Here is an 18,633-nt window from a genome sequence, read left to right as displayed (position 1 = left end):
TGGTGTGAGAGGTCAGGGGCTAGCCGCCCCTATCTACTCGATTGCGTTTATTGAAGCTTCTCCGGCTGCTCTTTCATGCATCGGTCAGCCCTGGAAGTCCATCGATTCGAGAGTTTCTTTCAGCCATTGCCGTTCCACTTTTTTCGTTTCTTTGGCAATTAAAAGCATGCCCCTCCGATAAGGGTCCTGTTCTTCCTCCAGCTTGACGGGCTTGCCGTCCGCTTGGAAGAAGCTCACACCAGCGTTTAAAAACTGGAGACGCCTCTCAAGCACCCTCCGCTGGTCTTCAAGCTTTGCAAACCGCAGGAACGAAAGCACCGTGAAGAACCGGTTACGGTCCGAAATATCGAGGTCGCTCGGTTCGGACAAGCGGCGCAGCAGCTCAGCTTTCCCGATGTTCGTAATCGTCAAGGTTTGACGGGGAGCGGCGGCCTTGCCGGCTTCCAGCTTTTTCACTAAAAATCCGCTCTTCTCCAATCTGGAAATGGCGGGGTATAACGCTCCGTCGCTTACAGGGCGGACATGCCCGGTCAGCAGGTTCAAGCTTTGTTTCAGCTCGTATCCGTGCATAGGCCGTTCATACAAAAATCCCAATATCGCCAGCTCAAGCATTTTGAATTTCCTCCTTCGGCATGAACCGGGTTTATATTAGCACGGGCAGAGAGTGAAGACAAGCAATAATCCGCCGAATCTCCCTCTTGATATATACCTCTAATCGATGTATATTATCATATATCGATTCGAGGTATATATCATTCATTTGAGGTGTGGTTCTTATGACAAGATTATTGTTTTCATTTAAGTATCCGAAACAGATGGCCGCGCTTTGCATGATTAGTTTGCTTGCAATGGCCGGTTATTCGTTTCTTTGGCCGCTGACGTCGATTTATGTAACGGAGGTGCTCGGCAAGCCGTTAACGACGGCCGGTATGGTATTATCGGTTGAAGCGTGCGCGGCCATTGTCGGAGGTTTTGCGGGCGGTATGCTGACTGACCGCTTCGGCGGAAAAATCATTATGCTGGTTTCGGCATGCGGAATTTTTATTTCCAGTGCAACGCTCGCTGCCTACGGACAGTGGATTGTGTTCATAACCGCGTTCGCGGTAATGAATTGTTTGATCGGCGCAATGCTGACGGCGCTTCAAACAAGCGTCGGCTCGGTTTGGCCGGAGGGAGGAAAAAGCGGGTTTCAGTTGACCTATTTGTTCCAAAATATCGGTGTGGCCGCCGGCACTGCAATTGGCGGAATCGTATCATCCGTCTCATTTACATACTCTTTTGGACTGAACGCAATGTTTTTTCTCCTCGGCGCTTTGCTGATCTTCACGGGGGTAAAAGGGAAGCGGCCGGAGAAGAGGGAGAAGGAAGCGGAGCATGCGGGCGGCGGGGAAGCGAGGCAGGGCGGCGGGGCGCGAACGGCGATACTTCTTATGCTGGGAAGCGGGTTAACTTTGACGCTTATGAGCTACATCCAATGGCAAACCACGATTCCCGTTCTGATGAAGGAAATAGGCTATGATCGTCCGTTATACAGCTTGCTCTGGACGATTAACGGCTGCCTTGTCATTCTGCTGCAGCCTTTCAATATGCTGCTGGGCAAGCTCATAAGCAATGAACGTTTTCATTTTTGGCTGGGCCAGGGAATGCTTATCGCTTCGTTTATGATGCTGCTTGGCGGCGATGCGTATTGGCGGTTTGTAGCGGCAATGGTTTTGGCAACGATTGGGGAAATAATAATATGGCCGGCGATCCCTGCGCTCGCCTCGAGGATCGCTCCTCCCGACCGGAGAGGTTTTTATCAAGGGGTAATCAGTACGTTTAATTATTCGGGACGGCTCATCGGACCGATCGCGGGAACGTTTGCGTTCCAATACTGGGGTGCTCGCGCAATGCTAGTCATGCTGGTCCTTTTTTATATCATTGCGTTAATCAATTTCAGTCTCTGTTTATACATGCAGCGTAATCGTAGAGTTCCGGCCGGCGATATTCAGCCTTCGGCCCCGTAATCGGACTTATCATTAACAACAATGAAACAATTTCGCAAAAAAAGGATGGCAGAACATGAACATCGGATTAGTACGGCATTATAAAGTAATAAAGAAATATCCTTCGCCGTTCAAGCTTGTTTCTACGGAACAATTGGCGGCTTGGTTTACGGAGTACGACGAGGCGCCGATTGAGAAAGGGAACGCCGAACTGGGCGGAATTCGCTGGGACCGTTGCTTATCCAGCGACCTGTCGAGGGCTCTGCAAACGGCGGAGAGCTTGTTCGGCGGACAAATAGAGAAGAGGCCCGAATTGAGAGAAATCCCCCTGCCTCGAATAAAGAGCCGCATCAAGCTTCCTTTCCTATGGTGGGCTGTCATTGCGCGGGTGACATGGTCATTCAATCGTCAGGCGCGGGCGGAGATGAAGGCAGCCGAGGAGCGGATTGCCGGTATTTTGGACGAGGTAATCGGCGGAGCGGACCCGACTGCGAATGTATTGATCGTCAGCCACGGTGCGTTGATGGACGTGATGAAGAAGGAGTTAGACAAGAGAGGATTTCGCGGCCCGAAGTTTTCGTACCCGGAGAACGGGAAGCTTTATACGTTTACACGCGGGATTTAATAGGCTCGTAGGAATTATATATTGGTAAGGCTGTAAGGCTGTTAGGCTGCTGCAATCGGGAATATCCCGGTTACGGCAGCTTTTTCATTTGGTAGATGCGCAGTAAGGGTGCTATATTTATTAGGACATTAATTATTCAATTATGAAAGGAATTCATACATGAAGGACAAACTGAATATGTGGATGAAAGCTTCCCGTTCCAGGGTGCTCCCCGTTATGATTTTACCTGTTCTTATAGGAGCGGCGGGGGCTTTTGGTTGGGACGGAACGTTCCGGACGGGGTTGTTTTTGGTCACCTTGATCGGCGCGGCCGCCGCGCACCTGTTCTCCAATATGATCAACGATCTGTGGGACTACCGCAACGGTGTGGACGTCGCCGCGAAGGAAACGGCCGCCGCCATCTCCACCAATTCCGGCTTTCTCACCGGCGGGCGCATCCCCGAGAAATCGTTCGCGACCGTAACCTGGGCCATTTTCGCGGTCGCGTTCGTATGCGGGGCGGTGCTCAGCATGGCCAGCGGCTGGTGGGTGCTTGCATTCGCCGTCGCCGGTGCGCTGATCGCCTATTTTTACGTCGCTCCGCCGCTTAAGTTCGGCTACCGGGGGAAGGGCTACAGCGAGCTGGCGATTCTGCTTTCGTTCGGCGTGCTGCCGGTAACCGGCACCTATTTCGTGCAGACGGGGGCGTTCGACGTTCGGGCATTGTGGGTCTCACTGCCGATCGGACTGCTTACGACGCTCGTTCTGTTCAATCATCATTTTCTTCATTGGCAGGCGGACAAGGCATCGGGCAAGCGAACGCTTGTCGTTCTTTGGGGCGAGAAGCGGGGACTAGCCTTCTCGAAGTGTCTCGCCGCCGCCGCCTTTATCGTATTGATCGGCTGCGTCCCGCTTGGAGCGCTGCCTTGGTACAGCCTGGCCGGTCTGGCGGGTGCGGCGCCGCTTATTAAAGTATACCGGCAGCTCGGGCCGGAGAACGAGCCGAGAGCGTATTTGCCGCTTATGGGCGCTGCGCTGAAGGCCGCTCAAATTTGCGGAACCGTTATGTTCCTATCGTTATTGTTGCAAGGAATGATCCCATAATATACGGAGGCGTTTCAATATGTCACAGCGGCAAAAGGTTTTCGGCGATTTCCATACGATTCTTGAAGAAGGGAAAGTATGGAAGATGGGCGGATTTCCGCTTCAGGACGGCACATTCTGGACGTATCGGGAGCCGAATGCGGTCGTGATCGTCCGCAACGGTATTTTATACGTTCGGGCCCCGCTCAGCCGCAAGCACGATCAAATTCAAATTTTGGACAATGCCAAACATATGTATTACTCCGTAGAGGAGGTCGAGGTGCCGGAGCAGGGCGAGGTGAGCTTCGAGCTCCAAATTCGCGCCCGCAGCCAAAATACGACGCCGGGGGACTTGTACGACGGCTATGTTTCGCTTAATCTTCTCGATTTCACGACGGGAGGAGCGCTCGACTTCTTTGCCGGCAACGATAAGTATGCGAGCGTTTATGCGGTGCTGCAGTTTCCAGGCGTTAAGGTGCCTGAGACGGATAAGACGCGGTATTTCTGCATCTTTAGGGAGGATACGAACTTCAAGCCGCGGGAGTTCAACACGTATAAGATCACGTACCACCGCGGGAACGACGAGGCAGTGTTCTATGTGAATGGGGAAGAGGTGCGGCGCGAAACCGATATTCCGGTGAAATTCAACAAGTTCACGATCGCGCTCGGCATTATGACGGAGAAGGATATCGGCCCCGAAGGAAGCGTGTCGGTGCACGGGCAGACGGTCATCGGCGAATGGTCTCCGGTCACGGTCACGATCACGGATTAATGGCAGGTGCGAAAGAGAGCTCTTACTCAGCGGAACGGCTGGGTGGGAGCTTTTTTTTCTACGACTGACCAATTCACATACAGAATGCTTCATGATCCTGCAATTGTTTTCACCGCTTTATACGATTCTTCGTTCAAAATTTCGGTGTCCAACGCAACATACTTCAATGGACGTCGATGGTTCAGCGGGAGTTTTTTTCAATGTAAAAAGCTCAAAAACGGATCATCCCGGGGATAAGTTCCGATTTTGAGCTTAGCTTGCTTCAAGACCGCTCCGGCATAAAACAAAGGAGACTGTCTTCACTGGTAAGGTGCTGAGTCATGGCCGCCTGGATGAGGTCCGGATCCTTCGTCTTTAAAGCGTCTAGCAGCTTCTGGTGGTCGGAGACGATTTGGTCGTATTGAAAGCGCAGGTTTTTGGAAAAGTGAAGCCTGATTTGATTGACGATGCTGCGCCAAGTAATGAAGACGGTACGCTCGACAGCCAGCGAAATGATCGTCTCATGGAATTCGATATCCAATTCCACCAATACGGACGGATTTCCGGAATCCACGGCCGATTGCATACGGTCGATGATCGATTGCAGCCGGCTGTAGAACGCCTCGTCAACTTTACCGGCATACCGCTTCAATACGAAAGACTCGATATGAAACCGGATCGGCAGCAAAATTTGCTGCACCTCGTCGACGTTCAGATCGGCTACTACGGTTTCCTTGTACGGATAAGAAATCAATAATCCTTCCCGCTCCAAATGCCGAATCGCTTCCCGGACCGGACCGCGGCTAATTCCCATCTGCGCTGCGATCTCCTGCTCTTTAATCCGTTGGCCGGGCTGAATATATCCGTTTAGTATCGCTTCCCGCAAGTCGTTCGTCACTTTTTCGCGTAAGGATACATTGGCTTGTTGCTTAAATGTAAATTCGCTCACGACGCTTCTCTCCCTCGAAATTACCTTGAGGTAATCTAATAACGATTATAGCTGGCGGCAGATGAAAAACACAGCGTGTTTTATAATTGTTAACAATATTATTTTACAGTAAATATTGTTGACAATCAACATTTACGAGTTTTACAATGTTAATGGAAATGTAAGCGTTTATTCGCCAATTATTCAAGAAGAGAGAAAAGGGGAGAGGATGTAATGTTGAAAAAGGGGTTTATCGTAGCTTTAGTTTTGATGATCGCCATTCTTGCGGGCTGCTCGGGCGGCTCGAAGCCGGAACAAACGGCGGGCGAACCTTCGCAGGAAGGCGCGGCCGGCGGAGAAACGAAGGAACTGACCGTATGGTGGTGGGGAGACCAAGAGGCGCCGGGAGCGCAAGCCTGGATGGATGAAACGGTTCAAAAATTCGAAGAAGCGAATCCGGGCATCAAAATTAAGACCGTGCTCCAGTCGACGGACCAGCTCGTCCCTGCTTTCAAGGCGGCGGCGATGGCCGGGCAAGGTCCCGACATCCAATATTTCTGGGGCGGTGTTTGGACGCTGGAGAACGCATGGAGCAACGTGATCGTTCCTGTAAGCGACTATATTCCTCAGGACGAGCTCTCTCATTATATCAATACCAGCGAGCGCACATATGACGGCAAAGTATGGGGCACCTCCTGGTATTTGAGCGACAATGCGATTCCGTACCGGAAAGACGTGTTCGAGAAGGCGGGGCTTGACCCGAACAACCCTCCGAAAACATGGGACGAGTTTATGGCGGCGAACGAGAAAATTAAGCAAGCCGGATATATTCCGCTCGCGGTAGGCCTCAAGGACGGCTGGCTCGGCGGATGGATGTGGCAGCTGCTCGGCAAGCAAAATCTCGACAGCCATCAGGATTTGATTAAAGCGGTGGTCGGGGAAGCCGACTTCAAAGATTCGAAATATTCGGAGTGGCTGACGAAAATCGCGGAGCTGAAAGAGAAGGGCTATATGAACGACGATGCGCTTTCTCTGGACTACCAGCAAGGACAAGAATTGTTCGCAACCGGGAAAGCAGCGATGGTATTCGGCAACGATACGTTCTTCCCGCAATGGATCAAGGATATCGGCGAGGACAAAATCGGCATCATGAACGTTCCTACTTACGGCACCGGCGCAATGGCAGATACGATCACGGTAACGGCCCAAGGCTTCGGGATCACGTCCTGGTCCGAGCATAAGGAAGAGGCCGCACAATTCCTGATCTTTATGCATACGCAGGATCGTTTGGACGCTTGGTACGAGAAGACCGGCGTATTCCCGGCCGATGACCGGTTCGACCCGAACAAAATCGCCACCCCGCAGATGAAGCAAATATTCGAGATGGTTAAGGCGAAGCCGAGCGTGAACCTGGAAAACTTCATACCTTCCATGGTCGAAGAGCAGTCCGTACTTTCGGGCGTTCAGCAGCTGCTGACCGGCGAAAAAACTCCGGAGGACATTGCGCAGCTGATGAACGACATCTCCGCTCAATGGAGAGAAATGACGCCTGACATGGTAACTTACTATCAGAAATGGGTTGAATAAGCTATGAACAGCACCCGCAAAAACGCCATCTATGCATATCTGCTTCTTTTACCGTCTTTGCTGGTGATTCTCTTCGTATTTCTGTATCCCGTGGCCAAGAACGTTCAGTATAGCTTTTCGACCGTTGTTGGCCCGGTCACTAAATATGTTGGGCTGCGGAACTACCAGCTGTTGTTCAAGAACGATGCTTTTTTGACGGTGCTGCTCAACAATGCGAAGCTGCTTCTCGCAGTGCCGATTATGATCGCAGTCTCCTTGTTTGTCGCTATTTTTCTTCACGAAAAAATTAAAGGCTGGAAGCTTTATCGAACCGTCTTGTTTTTTCCTTATATATTGGCGGTTCCGATTGCAGGCATCGTATTCGGATATATTTATCAATTGAACGGAATATTGAACGAACTGCTGCGAAGCATCGGGCTTGGGGCGCTGGCGCTGGATTGGCTTGGAAACCCCAAGCTCGCCTTATTCTCGCTCATGTCCGTCATTATTTGGAAGGAAGTCGGCTTTGGAATCGTGCTGTTCCTCTCGCGCATGCTGTCGATCCCTGCGGAGCTGTACGAAGCGGCGACGCTTGACGGCGCGAACTGGTGGCAGCGGCACCGTGACGTTACGATTCCGGAAGTTTGGCACATCATCGAATTTTATTTCACCATCTCGATGATTACGATGATGAGCGGCATCTTCGGGTATGTGTACGTGATGACGGGCGGCGGCCCGGGCCAAAGCACGAATGTGACCGAGCTGTTTATATACCAGACGGCTTTCCGATTTCAGAACATCGGCATGGCGAGCGCTGTCAGCGTAGTGCTGCTGGCCGCAAGTCTGGTGTTTGTATTCCTCCAGCTGAGAATGAGAAGGGGTGAAGAGGATGCAGCGCACTAATTCGATCGGCTGGGCCGGATTTACCGTCCAGAAAGTAATACTGCTCTTTCTCACAATTATGGCGTTGTTCCCGATCTACTTCATGATCGTCACGGCCTTTAAAACCCAGAACGACTATGTTGCCAATAAATTCGGGCTGCCCGGCGCGTTTACGTTCGATAATTTCGGCACCGTGTTTGCACAGGACAACTTTATTAAGTGGTTTTTGAACAGCACGATTTTAACCTTCGGCTCCGTTGCGCTGACTCTCGTTCTTGCCGTCTTGGCGGGCTATGCGGTCGCGAAAATCCGTTTTCCCGGTAAGAAATGGGTGATGAACGTCGTCATCGCGTTGATGATCGTTCCCCCGGTCGTTATGGTCATTCCGCTGTTCGGCATGATGTCGCGGGCGGGCATGATTAACTCGCAATTCGGCGTCATATTGATATACACGGGGCTTTTGCTCCCGTTCTCCATCTACTTGCTTTCGAATTTTTTTCGCGCGATTCCGGATGAAATTATCGAGGCAGCGATGATCGACGGCTGCAACTTGCTGCAAATTTTGTTTCGAATCGTAGTGCAGACCTCATTGCCTGCGTTTATTACGTTGATGATCGTGAACTCGGTTTGGGTGTGGAACGAGCTGCTTATTTCCGTCATTTTTTTGCAGGATGATACGCTGAAGACGCTGATGACCGGCTTAACCGTGTTTAAATCGAAATACACCTTGAATATTCCGGTAACGATGGCGGGTCTCATTATTTCCACGCTGCCGATCGCTATTATGTATTTTATCGGGCAGAAATCGTTCGTGGAAGGTTTGACGGCCGGAGCGGTAAAAGGCTAACAACAAGAGGAGAGATAACTATGAAAATTACCGAAATCGAAGCGATCTATCTCAAATTGCCCGACCTTGATGCGACCCGATGCGACGGAACCCAAGATACGCTCCTGATCCGCATTCATACCGACGAAGGCATTACGGGCGTCGGCGAGGTCGACTCCGTGCCGCTTGTGGCGAAGGCAGCCGTGGACGCTCCGCCGTCCCACTCGATCGCGACGGGGCTGCGCAGCCTTCTGATCGGCGAAAATCCGCTCGAGGTCGAGCGGCTGTGGGAGAAGATGTACAAGGGCACCATCTACTTCGGGCGTTCCGGACCCGCAGTGCACGCCATCAGCGGCGTCGATATGGCGCTGTGGGACATTATCGGCAAGAAGCACGGCATTCCGGTTTCCGAGGCGATGGGCGGCACGTATCACAAAAAGTTGAAAGCGTACGCAAGCTCGCTCATGCCGCACACGATCGCCGAAGCGGCCGAGCTGGCGGAACGATATGCAGGCCAAGGCTACAAAGCGATGAAGTTCGGCTGGGGCCCGATCGGGCAAAATGCGCGGTTCGACGCGGAGCAAATTCGGGTCATCCGCGAAACGGTCGGTCCGGACATCGACATTATGATCGACGGCGGGTTGGCCTGGGACTTGAAGGGCGCCTTGAAGATGGCTGAAATTTATGAGAAGTACGGGGTTTTTTGGCTGGAAGAGCCGCTTCATCCGGACAATCTGGACGGCTACCGCGAGCTGGCGGACCGTACGAGTCTTTATATTGCCGGCGGCGAGCAGGAAAGCGGCACCTTGGCGTTCCGCAGACTGCTTGACGAGGGCCGCCTCGATATTATTCAGCCGGATCTCGGCCGCTGCGGCGGATTGACGGAAGGGCGGAGAATCGCGCACCTGGCGCATGAACGGCACAAGAAGGTCGTTCCGCATGCTTTTAAGACGGGAGTGTTGGTTGCGGCGAGCACCCACTTTGCAGCGTCGATCCCTGACGGCTTCTTGATCGAGCACACGGTCTCCACTTCGCCGCTCAGCCGGGAGCTTGTAAAGGAGCCGATCGTGTTTAAGGACGGATACGTGCACATACCGGATCGCCCCGGACTCGGAATTACATTAGACGAAGCGGTGATCGAAAAATACAGAGTTCTCTAAAATTTGTTACAAGGGAGGATGAACGATGGAACAAGGATTGCGAAGATTTGAAGGGAAGGTTGCCGTCATTACCGGCGGCGCGACGGGGGTCGGACTGGCTGTCGCCCGCCGTCTGGCGTCGGAAGGCGCTCGCGTCGTCATTACCGGCCGACGGGCGGAGGTCGGGACGAAGGCGGTCGATTCGCTGCGCGCTGCGGGGTTCGAGGCGCTGTTCGTGCCGGCGGACGTTGCGGATGCGGAGCAGGTGCGCAACCTGATGGATCTTACGGTGCAGACTTACGGGCAGATCGATATTTTGGTGAACAATGCGGCGATTTTTACGCCCGGCCGGTTTATGGCAACGAGCTGGGAGGAATGGCGGAAAATTTTCGACGTGATCGTCAGCGGCACTTATTTTTGCACGAAGGAAGCGGCGAGCCGCATGATCGAACAAGGCGTCAAGGGGAAGATCGTCAACGTTTCCTCCATCAACTCCAGCCGCGCGCTGGAGGAGTCGTCGCATTATAACGCCGGCAAGGGCGCGTTGGATCAATTGACGCGGAATACGGCCCTTGAATTAATGGAGCACGGGATTCGCGTCAATTCCGTCGCCCTCGGCTTTATCGAGACGCCGATGTCGGTTGTGGACGGGGTTAACGAACATGAGACGGACTGGTTCAAGGATATTTATGTAGGAAGAAAGAAGATTCCGCAGCAGCGGCAAGGACAGCCGGAGGAAGCGGCCGGAGTCATTGCGTTCCTCGCTTCGGAGGATGCTTCCTATATGTGCGGAGCCGTAGTGCCGGTCGACGGCGGGTTGTCGATAACATTCTAAGGAGGCTGCAGCATGAGAGCGCTGGTTTATGAAGGACCTTCGGCGATGAATGTTCGGGAAGTGGAAGCTCCCGTTCCGGATGAGCATGAAATATTGATTAAAGTCGCCTATTCGGGGATTTGCGGCTCGGAGCTAAGCGGCTTTCTAGGCAAAAACTCGCTTCGCAAGCCGCCGATGATTTTCGGACACGAGTTTGCCGGCACGATTGCCGGGATGGGCCGTGCGGTCGAGGCTGCCGGCGTATGGCGGATCGGCGATCGGGTTACGGCAAATCCGCTCGTGACGTGCGGGCGCTGCGAGAAGTGCTTGAGCGGCCGCCAGCAGCTGTGCGGAGAACGCAAGCTGCTGTCCGCAGCGCTCCCGGGGAGCAACGCGGAATATGTGAAGATTCCGGCCGCTTTCGTACACAAGGTGCCGGAAAGCCTTTCGCTGCGCGAAGCGGCGCTGACCGAGCCGGTCGCCTGCGCCGTTCGCGTCGCCGAGCTGGCGGCCGCGAAGCCGACGGATACGGTACTTGTGGTCGGCATGGGGCCGATCGGCTTGTTGGCGCTTCAAGCGATTCTCCAGTACGGCGTGAAGCAGGTCATTGCCGTCGATATGAACCGCGACCGGCTGGCGATTGCCGGACGTCTGGGCGCTTCCGCGACGATCTGCCCGGCCGACGGAGATACGCTCGAAGCAATCCGCGAGCTGACAGGCGGCCGCGGCGCAGACATCGCGGTGGATGCGGTCGGGGCGGAGATAACTCGCCGTCAGTGCGTACAGGCATGCGCCTCGGGAGGTCGCGTCGTGTTTACCGGACTGCATGAAGAAGAGTCGCCTTTGCCGGTCAACCTGATGATTCGCAGCGAAATTTCGTTAACCGGCTCCTTCGCGTACTCGGAGATGAACTTCCGGACGGCGCTGCGCTGGTTGACGGAACGAAAAATTTGGCTTCCCGAAGGCGTCGTGGAGGCGCCGCTCGAGGATGGCGCCGAATGGTTCGAGCGGCTGATCAAGTCGCCGGGCAGCGTATCCAAGGTGCTTTTGAAGCCGGGGGGTGGCGGCAAGTGACGAAATTCGGAGAGTGGCAGAACGCGGGAGAAGGCATCCGCCGCAAAATATTCGAGCCGGGGCAGCATCTGATGAGCATGGTCATCCGGTTTCAGGCGGGTTCGAGCGGTGCGGCTCACTCGCACCCTCATGAACAGATTACGTTCGTCATCAGCGGCAAATTGGCGCTTACCGTGAACGGGGAGACGCATATCATCGGCCCGGAGGAGCAGCTGTATGTGCCGGGCGGCGCCGTGCATTCCGTAGAAGCGCTGGAGGATGCGGTCGTACTTGAAGTGTTTACGCCGTTGCGTGAGGATTTGCTTGCAACCGTAACGGAGCGTTAAGTCGAAGGGAGCTGTTTGCGCATGACGGTGAGCGTCGATACGGATTGGACATACCGCGATATTCGCACGGTCATTCTGGAGAACGAGCTGCTGAAGGTCGTCATTATGCCCGATTTGGGCGCGAAGCTGTGGCAGCTTACTTATAAACCGAAGGGCAAAGATTTGTTGTGGCAAAATCCGCGGCTGAAGCCGCGGCAGCTTCCTTTTCATACGGTGTACGACGATCAGTTTTTCGGCGGCTGGGACGAGCTGTTCCCGAACGACATTCCGGAAACGATCGAAGGAGAAGCGTATCCGGACCATGGGGAAATTTGGACGCTGCCGTGGCAATATGCGGTCGTTGAAGCGGGTCCCGGTGAGGCGGTCGTTAAGCTGTGGACCGAGACGCCGATCAGCGCATGCCGCGTAGAGAAGACGATTACGCTGCGGGCGGGCGAATCGAAGCTGCGGTTCAGCCACCGGATTGCGAACAACGGCACGGGGCCGCTTCCGTATTTGTGGAAGCTGCATGCGGCGATGGCGGTCGACGAGCACAGCCGGATCGATCTGCCGCCTTCCAAAGTATATGTGGAAGGCTTCGGATCGCCGCGTTTCGGCGAAACGGGGCAAACGTACAATTGGCCTTACGCGAGCGACGCGTCGGGCAACCGGCACGATATGCGGCAGGTGCTCCCGGCATCCTCGGGCGTAAGCGAGTTTCAGTACGCGATGGATACGGAGGACGGCTGGTGCGCGCTTACTCATACGAAGGAGCGGATCGGCTTCGCATTGTCGTACGATAAGTCGAAGCTGCCGCATTGCTGGCTGTTCGCGTCGTACGGCGGCTGGCGGAGCTTGAATACGGTCATTTTGGAGCCTTGCTCGGGATACCCGGTCAGCGTGAACGACGGCGTTCGGCAAGGCACGCATTCGATTCTTGCGGCGGGGGCGTCGCTGGAGTGCGAGATCGTTGCGACCGTTTATGAAGGATTGGAAGCTGTGAAGGCTGTCGATCGGGACGGGAACGTGTCCTAAGCCGCCGCGGATTACGGATAGAGCAGGAGGAATGAGAGAATGAAATTGCTTCATTTTAAAACGGATAGCGGTGTAAAGCTGGGGATGCTGACCGAACGGGGCGTGGCGGATGTAGAAGCCGCGTTCCGGAAGTTCGGCGGCGTTACGGCGGAGCGGGTGCCTGCGGACGCGCAAGAAGCGATTGCCGGCGGGGAGGCTGCGCTTGCGCTGCTTCGCCGGTTGGCCGACGCTTCCGCAGCGGAGCCGGACGGCGTCGTGCTGCCTGAGAGCGAGCTGACTTTCGCTCCCTGCGTCACGCGCCCGAATAAAATCATTTGCATCGGATTGAATTACCGCCGACATGCGGAGGAGACGGGTGCGCCGATACCGGAATATCCGATTGTGTTCCATAAGTTCAATAACACCTTGAGCGCACACGGGGACATCGTGTACTTGCCTCCGGTCAGCGCAAAGGTCGATTATGAGGCGGAGCTTGCCATCGTCATCGGCTCTAAGGCGAAGTATGTGCCGAAGGAGAAGGCGCTCGATTACGTATTCGGCTATTGCAATGTGAACGACTTGTCGGCTCGGGACTTGCAGCTGCGCACGTCGCAATGGGCCCTCGGCAAATGCTTGGACGGCTTTTCGCCGCTCGGCCCTTATCTCGTGACGGCGGACGAGGTGGGCAACCCGAACGTCCTGCAGATTCGCTGCATCGTCAACGGAGAAGTGCGGCAAAACTCGAACACGTCCGATATGATCTTTGCGTGCGACGAAATCGTCAGCTATTTGTCGCAGCATATGACGCTGGAGCCGGGGGACGTCATCCTGACGGGAACTCCGGAGGGCGTCGTCATGGGCTACCCGCCCGAGCGTCAGGTGTACCTGCAGGACGGCGACGTCGTGACGATCGAGATCGAGAAGCTCGGCTCCTTGACGAACGTGATGAAATCCGAGCCCGCCGTTTAAAGCCTTGAGTTTCAGCCAACCAGACTTCTTGTCCGGTTGGCTTTTTGTATGCGCTCAAGCGACAAGTAAGTTGAACGAAGCCGAATATTCAAGCATACTGAAAATAAATGCTATGAATCATTAACGATAGATAGTAGAAATCGGGTGAAATCGTGACGATACGGGAAGTTCGGGTACTAATTGCCGACGATGAGCGGGAGATCCGGGAGCTGCTAAAAAAATATATGGAACGCGAGCTGTACGCGGCGGATACGGCGGCGGACGGGGAGGAAGCGCTGCGGCTGTTCGAACGCCACAGCTACGATCTCGTCATACTGGACCTCATGATGCCGAAGACCGACGGAATCGAGGTGTGCAGAGCGATCCGAAACCGATCGAACGTCCCGATCCTGATGCTGACGGCCAAAGACCAAGAGGTGGACAAAATCGTAGGCTTAAGCATCGGCGCCGACGATTACATCACCAAGCCGTTCAGCATCGCCGAGGTCGTAGCACGTGTCAAAGCGCTGATGCGAAGGTTTCTGGTGCTCGGAAGCAATAGCAACAGCAGCAACGGAACCCCCGGAACGGCGCAGGACAAATCGGCGATCGTCTTCGACGGCCTCGCGATCGACCTGAAAAAATACGCCGTAACCGTCCGCGGCGAGGAAGTTCCCCTAACCGCCAAAGAGTTCGAGCTGCTCAAGTTCATGGCTTCCCACCCAGAGCAGGTGTTTACGAAGTCGCAGCTGTTCCGCAACGTCTGGGACAGCAGCTACATCGAAGACGACAATACGGTCATGGTGCACATCCGCAAGCTTCGCACGAAGATCGAAGCCGACCCGTCCGACCCGCAATGGATCCAGACGGTGTGGGGCATCGGCTACAAATTTACGGGAGCGGGCGGCAAGCCATGAACCATACCAGACATCTAGCCCTCATCTTGCTCCAATGCGTCTTGCTGCTCGTATTGGCAGCCGCTCTCATCCGCGACACCGGGAACGACAACCCGCTCGTATGGGCCGCCGTCACGGCGCTCGCAGCGACTACCGTCCTCCTGCTGGTCCAATCCCGCAGCTCAAGCGCCGGCATCAGGCGGATGGCCGACGACCTCAGCCGGGCAGCGGGCGGAAACTGGAAAACCCGGCTGCTCGCCAATGAGGACCGGGACTGGAACGAGGTCATCTTCACGATTAACGAGTTGATCGAGCAGCTCGAACAGCTGCAAGTTTCCGCGGTGAAATCCGAGGCGGCGCGAAAAAGCCTGCTCTCCGGCATTTCGCACGATATCCGCACGCCGCTCACCTCGATCATCGGTTACCTTGATGCGCTGAAGGACGATGTCCCCGCGACCGAGCAGGAAAGGCAGCAATACCTGGACATCGTCTCCGCAAAAGCAAACGCCCTAAAAGAGATGATCGACGAAATGTTTACGATGGCCAGACTGGACGCGGACGAATTGCCTCTAACCGAAGAAGTCCACGACTTCGCGGAAATCGTCCGCGAGACCGTCATCGGCTTTATGCCGGAGCTGAAGAAGCACGGGATGGAGCCGCACATCCGCATTCCGGAGCATCCGTGCCCCATTATCGCAGACCGGTTAAGCATCGCAAGAATCATAAACAACATCGTCAAAAATGCGATCCGCCACGGACAAGAGGGTAAAACCATCGGCATAGAGCTGTGCGAACACGGACACGAACACGAACGCAATCGCGAATACCGGCTTCATATCTGGGATAGCGGTCCGGGCATCGCGCCGGCCGATCTTCCCCGCGTGTTCGAAAGAAACTTCCGGGGCGATCGGGCGAGAACAACGGGCAGCGGCGGCAGCGGACTGGGGCTTTCCATCGCCAAAGCGCTCACAGAGAAGCACCGGGGCCGGATTTGGGCGGAGAGCGAGCCGTGGAAACGTACATCGTTCGTAGTCGCCATTCCCAAAGCCACATAAAGCGCGGATCCTTTTTAAGAAACCATTAAGAAATAGATAAGCCCTATTTAAGGCCTTCCTCTTACAATAGTCTCATACATTCATAAGGAAGGAACGATTCCGCAATGGATGCAATCATCAAGACGACGAAGCTGACGAAGGTGTACGGCGGCGGGCAAATTTCCGTCAACGAAATAAACCTAACCGTAAAGCAAGGGGAAATTTACGGCTTCCTCGGCCGCAACGGCGCAGGCAAAACGACCACGATCCGCATGCTCCTCGGCCTGATCAAGCCTACCTCCGGCGATATCGAAATATTCGGGGAGAAGCTGCAGGAACGCCGCGGCACCATTCTCAGGCGCATCGGGTCGATCGTCGAAACGCCGGGCTTTTACGAAAATTTGACGGCGAGGGAAAACCTGCTGATCAATGCTCGAATCATCGGCGTACATAAGAAGCGTGCGATTGAAGAGGCGCTAGAGATTGTAGGCTTGCAGGACGAAACGAAAAAGCGGGTCGGAACCTATTCGCTGGGCATGAAGCAGCGGCTCGGCATCGCCAGGGCGCTGCTGCATTACCCCGAGCTGCTCATCCTGGACGAGCCGACGAACGGACTCGACCCGATCGGCATTAAAGAGATGAGGACGCTGATCAAGACGCTGTCGCAGGAAAGACGAATTACGATTTTCATATCAAGCCATATCTTATCCGAAATCGAGCAGCTGGCGGATACGATGGGCATCATCCACGAGGGCAGGCTGCTTTCGCAAATCGGCTCCGAGCAGCTTCGGCAAATGAACCGCCGGTACATCGAGTTTCAGGTGTCCGACGATCATAAGGCGGTGATGCTGCTGGAGCGGCATTTTCAAATCCAAGATTACGAGGTTCGGCACGGAGGCACGCTGCGCGTCTATTTCCATCAGGGACAACAGGCGGCCATGAACAAACTGTTCGTGCATAACGAGATCGAGGTGTCGAAAATGACGGTCAGCGAAGATACGTTGGAGGATTATTTCACAAGGCTGGTAGGGGGCGGGAGCTTTGGTTAATTTGTTGTTTACGGAAATCCTAAAGCTGAAGCGCTCCAGAATGTTCCTGCTGAGCATGATCGGCGCCGCGGTGGCCCCGTTCATGGTCGTAATCGCCTCCTCCATCGATACGGAGTTGAGGGAGCCCGTCTTGTTCGCGGAGCTATTTGCTCAAACGAATTTATATGTTACGCTGTTAATCGGTGTTCCGTTGTACGGGGTGGTGACGGCGTATGTTTTTAACCGGGAATATGCGGAGGATACGCTCAAAAATTTGCTTACGCTGCCGGTATCCCGAATCAGCATCATGGCGAGCAAGATGCTCCTCCTATTCCTATGGATCATGCTGCTCACCGTACTGGCTTGGGGCCTTACGCTGGCGCTAGGCTTGATCGGGCGGTTCGGCGGGTTCGGTACGGGTTTGATGTGGGAAGCTTTTCGGCAATTTATGACGGCCGGAGCGCTGCTGTTCGTTCTGTCGACTCCGATCGTTCTGACTTCCGTCGTGATGAAAAATTACGTGCCGTCCATCGTCCTAAGCATCGTAATTACCTTAATTAACGTGATGGGCTACAACTCGGACCGCCGCGGTTTGATTCCGTGGACGGCCGCTATGGATATCGCGAACGGCGCGCTTTTTCCGAGATATCCGGCCTTCTATTCCTACGCGAGCATTGCGGCTACATCGCTGATCTGTTTCATCGCAGCCATAACCTACTTCAGAAAGGCGGATATTTAGGTATGTACGACATTATTAGTGCCATTATTTTGGGCATTATCGAAGGCTTGACGGAGTTTCTTCCGGTCTCTTCCACCGGTCACTTGATTTTGGCGGGCGATCTGCTCGGCTTTGAAGGACAAGCGGCCGACACGTTTAAGATCGTGATTCAGCTGGGGGCTGTGATGGCGGTTCTCATTCTATATTGGAAACGGTACATGCAAATTTTGAAGGATTTGCTAAAGTTCGATTTTTCGGCGAAAAGGCTGAACGCGCTGCATATGATCGCCGCCATGATTCCTGCTTTGATCGTGTATTTGATTTTCAAGGATGTCATCAAGGGACAGCTGTTCGGACCGGCGCCGGTGCTGATCGGATTGATTATCGGCGGCGTTCTGATGATTGTCGCCGTTCGGGCGAAGCGGAAGGTGACGGCGGTAGAGACGGACGACATTACGTACAAGCAGGCGTTCGGCATCGGGCTGTTCCAATGTTTGGCGCTGTGGCCCGGCTTTTCCCGTTCGGGCTCGACGATCTCCGGCGGTCTGCTGCTCGGAACGAGCCAGAAAGCGGCGGCCGATTTCACGTTCATGATTTCGGTTCCGGTCATGCTCGGCGCAACGGTGCTCGACATGTACGACAGCCGCGAATTTTTGACTTCGGACGATTTGATGCTGTTTCTCATCGGCTTCGTTGCGGCCTTCGTCGTCGCGATGATCGCGGTCGTTACGTTCCTGAATTTGATCAAGCGGCTCAAGCTCGAATGGTTCGCGCTGTACCGGTTCGTGATTGCTGCAGTATTCTATTTCTTTGTGATGAGATAAATTGGCGGATGCCTCTTCCTGCAGGTGCGGGGAGGGGCATTTTTTATGCCGTTTTTTGTAATCAAAAGTTCAAATCTGTTGATTTTCCTTAATTTGCTTAGTTTTAATAACCGTTCTAATAGTTATTGTCGGTTGCAGACAACAAAACCTTAAAGAAGGTATGGTGTAAGAAGGAACTGTGCAGGAGCAGAAGGAAGCTTCAAGCGCAGAAAAG

Annotated in this window: 20 protein-coding genes; 18 read left to right on the top strand and 2 right to left on the bottom strand. The window is 54.3% G+C overall.

The features are described from left to right. Positions 1–84 precede the first annotated feature (84 nt). On the bottom strand, positions 85–612 hold the full coding sequence (locus tag PT964_RS13225) for a PadR family transcriptional regulator (protein ID WP_274363824.1): 528 nt from the start codon (positions 610–612) through the stop codon (positions 85–87). A 164-nt stretch (positions 613–776) separates the two neighbouring features. Between PT964_RS13225 and PT964_RS13220 the strand changes: the two genes are divergently transcribed. The 4 genes from PT964_RS13220 to PT964_RS13205 all read left to right on the top strand — a co-directional run bounded on the left by PT964_RS13220 (position 777) and on the right by PT964_RS13205 (position 4,444). Then, entirely contained in the window at positions 777–2,006 is a 1,230-nt protein-coding gene (locus PT964_RS13220) for an MFS transporter (protein WP_274363823.1), read from the top strand. A 55-nt stretch (positions 2,007–2,061) separates the two neighbouring features. Next, on the top strand, positions 2,062–2,610 hold the full coding sequence (locus PT964_RS13215; RefSeq protein WP_274363822.1) for a histidine phosphatase family protein: 549 nt from the start codon (positions 2,062–2,064) through the stop codon (positions 2,608–2,610). A gap of 159 nt (positions 2,611–2,769) precedes the next feature. Next, positions 2,770–3,693, top strand: coding sequence for a prenyltransferase (locus PT964_RS13210; RefSeq protein ID WP_274363821.1), 924 nt, complete (start codon positions 2,770–2,772; stop codon positions 3,691–3,693). 19 nt (positions 3,694–3,712) lie between these two features. Beyond that, the gene (locus PT964_RS13205) at positions 3,713–4,444 is read left to right on the top strand and encodes a DUF6081 family protein (protein WP_274363820.1); all 732 of its coding nucleotides are present in this window, start codon (positions 3,713–3,715) and stop codon (positions 4,442–4,444) included. Positions 4,445–4,706: 262 nt separating this feature from the next. Here PT964_RS13205 and PT964_RS13200 read toward each other — a convergent pair whose 3' ends face one another. After that, a complete protein-coding gene (locus PT964_RS13200) occupies positions 4,707–5,372 on the bottom strand; it encodes a GntR family transcriptional regulator (protein ID WP_274363819.1) in 666 nt (221 codons plus the stop codon). A 213-nt stretch (positions 5,373–5,585) separates the two neighbouring features. On the opposite strand from PT964_RS13200, the gene PT964_RS13195 reads away from it, so the two are divergent. The 14 genes from PT964_RS13195 to PT964_RS13130 all read left to right on the top strand — a co-directional run bounded on the left by PT964_RS13195 (position 5,586) and on the right by PT964_RS13130 (position 18,419). After that, on the top strand, positions 5,586–6,938 hold the full coding sequence (locus tag PT964_RS13195) for an ABC transporter substrate-binding protein (protein ID WP_274363818.1): 1,353 nt from the start codon (positions 5,586–5,588) through the stop codon (positions 6,936–6,938). A 3-nt stretch (positions 6,939–6,941) separates the two neighbouring features. Further along, a complete protein-coding gene (locus PT964_RS13190; protein ID WP_274363817.1) occupies positions 6,942–7,820 on the top strand; it encodes a carbohydrate ABC transporter permease in 879 nt (292 codons plus the stop codon). Beyond that, positions 7,807–8,646, top strand: a complete 840-nt coding sequence (locus PT964_RS13185; protein WP_274363816.1) for a carbohydrate ABC transporter permease — start codon at positions 7,807–7,809, stop codon at positions 8,644–8,646. Before PT964_RS13190 ends, PT964_RS13185 begins: the two co-directional genes overlap by 14 nt. 20 nt (positions 8,647–8,666) lie before the next feature. Further along, positions 8,667–9,785 (top strand): mandelate racemase/muconate lactonizing enzyme family protein, encoded by a 1,119-nt coding sequence (locus PT964_RS13180; protein WP_274363815.1) that lies wholly within the window; start codon positions 8,667–8,669, stop codon positions 9,783–9,785. Positions 9,786–9,810: 25 nt separating this feature from the next. Further along, on the top strand, positions 9,811–10,599 hold the full coding sequence (locus PT964_RS13175) for an SDR family NAD(P)-dependent oxidoreductase (protein ID WP_274363814.1): 789 nt from the start codon (positions 9,811–9,813) through the stop codon (positions 10,597–10,599). 12 nt (positions 10,600–10,611) lie between these two features. After that, on the top strand, positions 10,612–11,652 hold the full coding sequence (locus PT964_RS13170; protein ID WP_274363813.1) for a zinc-dependent alcohol dehydrogenase: 1,041 nt from the start codon (positions 10,612–10,614) through the stop codon (positions 11,650–11,652). Continuing rightward, positions 11,649–11,978: a cupin domain-containing protein gene (locus PT964_RS13165; RefSeq protein WP_274363812.1), complete on the top strand. Its 330-nt coding sequence runs from the start codon at positions 11,649–11,651 to the stop codon at positions 11,976–11,978. Before PT964_RS13170 ends, PT964_RS13165 begins: the two co-directional genes overlap by 4 nt. A gap of 21 nt (positions 11,979–11,999) precedes the next feature. Then, on the top strand, positions 12,000–12,992 hold the full coding sequence (locus tag PT964_RS13160; RefSeq protein WP_274363811.1) for a DUF4432 family protein: 993 nt from the start codon (positions 12,000–12,002) through the stop codon (positions 12,990–12,992). Positions 12,993–13,031: 39 nt separating this feature from the next. Then, positions 13,032–13,940 carry a fumarylacetoacetate hydrolase family protein gene (locus tag PT964_RS13155; RefSeq protein WP_274363810.1) on the top strand — a complete coding sequence of 303 codons (909 nt, stop codon included), beginning with the start codon at positions 13,032–13,034 and terminating at the stop codon, positions 13,938–13,940. Between the two features lie 158 nt (positions 13,941–14,098). Next, positions 14,099–14,836, top strand: coding sequence for a response regulator transcription factor (locus tag PT964_RS13150; protein WP_274363832.1), 738 nt, complete (start codon positions 14,099–14,101; stop codon positions 14,834–14,836). Further along, positions 14,833–15,870, top strand: a complete 1,038-nt coding sequence (locus tag PT964_RS13145) for a sensor histidine kinase (RefSeq protein WP_274363809.1) — start codon at positions 14,833–14,835, stop codon at positions 15,868–15,870. Before PT964_RS13150 ends, PT964_RS13145 begins: the two co-directional genes overlap by 4 nt. A 104-nt stretch (positions 15,871–15,974) precedes the next feature. Next, positions 15,975–16,898, top strand: coding sequence for an ABC transporter ATP-binding protein (locus tag PT964_RS13140; RefSeq protein WP_274363808.1), 924 nt, complete (start codon positions 15,975–15,977; stop codon positions 16,896–16,898). Then, positions 16,891–17,616, top strand: a complete 726-nt coding sequence (locus PT964_RS13135) for an ABC transporter permease (protein ID WP_274363807.1) — start codon at positions 16,891–16,893, stop codon at positions 17,614–17,616. Before PT964_RS13140 ends, PT964_RS13135 begins: the two co-directional genes overlap by 8 nt. Positions 17,617–17,618: 2 nt before the next feature. Next, complete coding sequence (locus PT964_RS13130; RefSeq protein WP_274363806.1) at positions 17,619–18,419, top strand: undecaprenyl-diphosphate phosphatase; 801 nt, start codon at positions 17,619–17,621, stop codon at positions 18,417–18,419. Positions 18,420–18,633: the final 214 nt, after the last annotated feature.

Origin of the sequence: Paenibacillus thermotolerans, assembly GCF_028745515.1 — a bacterium.
Classification (GTDB): domain Bacteria; phylum Bacillota; class Bacilli; order Paenibacillales; family YIM-B00363; genus Paenibacillus_AE; species Paenibacillus_AE thermotolerans.
Note: the sequence above shows the minus strand (reverse complement) of the source record. Positions and strands in the feature narration are given on the sequence as shown.

What these genes read in the sequence shown, in the direction of transcription:
- PT964_RS13225 (WP_274363824.1), bottom strand. Translation starts at nt 612, where the DNA reads ATGCTTGAGCTGGCGATATTGGGATTTTTGTATGAACGGCCTATGCAC.
- PT964_RS13220 (WP_274363823.1), top strand. Translation starts at nt 777, where the DNA reads ATGACAAGATTATTGTTTTCATTTAAGTATCCGAAACAGATGGCCGCG.
- PT964_RS13215 (WP_274363822.1), top strand. Translation starts at nt 2,062, where the DNA reads ATGAACATCGGATTAGTACGGCATTATAAAGTAATAAAGAAATATCCT.
- PT964_RS13210 (WP_274363821.1), top strand. Translation starts at nt 2,770, where the DNA reads ATGAAGGACAAACTGAATATGTGGATGAAAGCTTCCCGTTCCAGGGTG.
- PT964_RS13205 (WP_274363820.1), top strand. Translation starts at nt 3,713, where the DNA reads ATGTCACAGCGGCAAAAGGTTTTCGGCGATTTCCATACGATTCTTGAA.
- PT964_RS13195 (WP_274363818.1), top strand. Translation starts at nt 5,586, where the DNA reads ATGTTGAAAAAGGGGTTTATCGTAGCTTTAGTTTTGATGATCGCCATT.
- PT964_RS13190 (WP_274363817.1), top strand. Translation starts at nt 6,942, where the DNA reads ATGAACAGCACCCGCAAAAACGCCATCTATGCATATCTGCTTCTTTTA.
- PT964_RS13185 (WP_274363816.1), top strand. Translation starts at nt 7,807, where the DNA reads ATGCAGCGCACTAATTCGATCGGCTGGGCCGGATTTACCGTCCAGAAA.
- PT964_RS13180 (WP_274363815.1), top strand. Translation starts at nt 8,667, where the DNA reads ATGAAAATTACCGAAATCGAAGCGATCTATCTCAAATTGCCCGACCTT.
- PT964_RS13175 (WP_274363814.1), top strand. Translation starts at nt 9,811, where the DNA reads ATGGAACAAGGATTGCGAAGATTTGAAGGGAAGGTTGCCGTCATTACC.
- PT964_RS13170 (WP_274363813.1), top strand. Translation starts at nt 10,612, where the DNA reads ATGAGAGCGCTGGTTTATGAAGGACCTTCGGCGATGAATGTTCGGGAA.
- PT964_RS13160 (WP_274363811.1), top strand. Translation starts at nt 12,000, where the DNA reads ATGACGGTGAGCGTCGATACGGATTGGACATACCGCGATATTCGCACG.
- PT964_RS13155 (WP_274363810.1), top strand. Translation starts at nt 13,032, where the DNA reads ATGAAATTGCTTCATTTTAAAACGGATAGCGGTGTAAAGCTGGGGATG.
- PT964_RS13145 (WP_274363809.1), top strand. Translation starts at nt 14,833, where the DNA reads ATGAACCATACCAGACATCTAGCCCTCATCTTGCTCCAATGCGTCTTG.
- PT964_RS13140 (WP_274363808.1), top strand. Translation starts at nt 15,975, where the DNA reads ATGGATGCAATCATCAAGACGACGAAGCTGACGAAGGTGTACGGCGGC.
- PT964_RS13130 (WP_274363806.1), top strand. Translation starts at nt 17,619, where the DNA reads ATGTACGACATTATTAGTGCCATTATTTTGGGCATTATCGAAGGCTTG.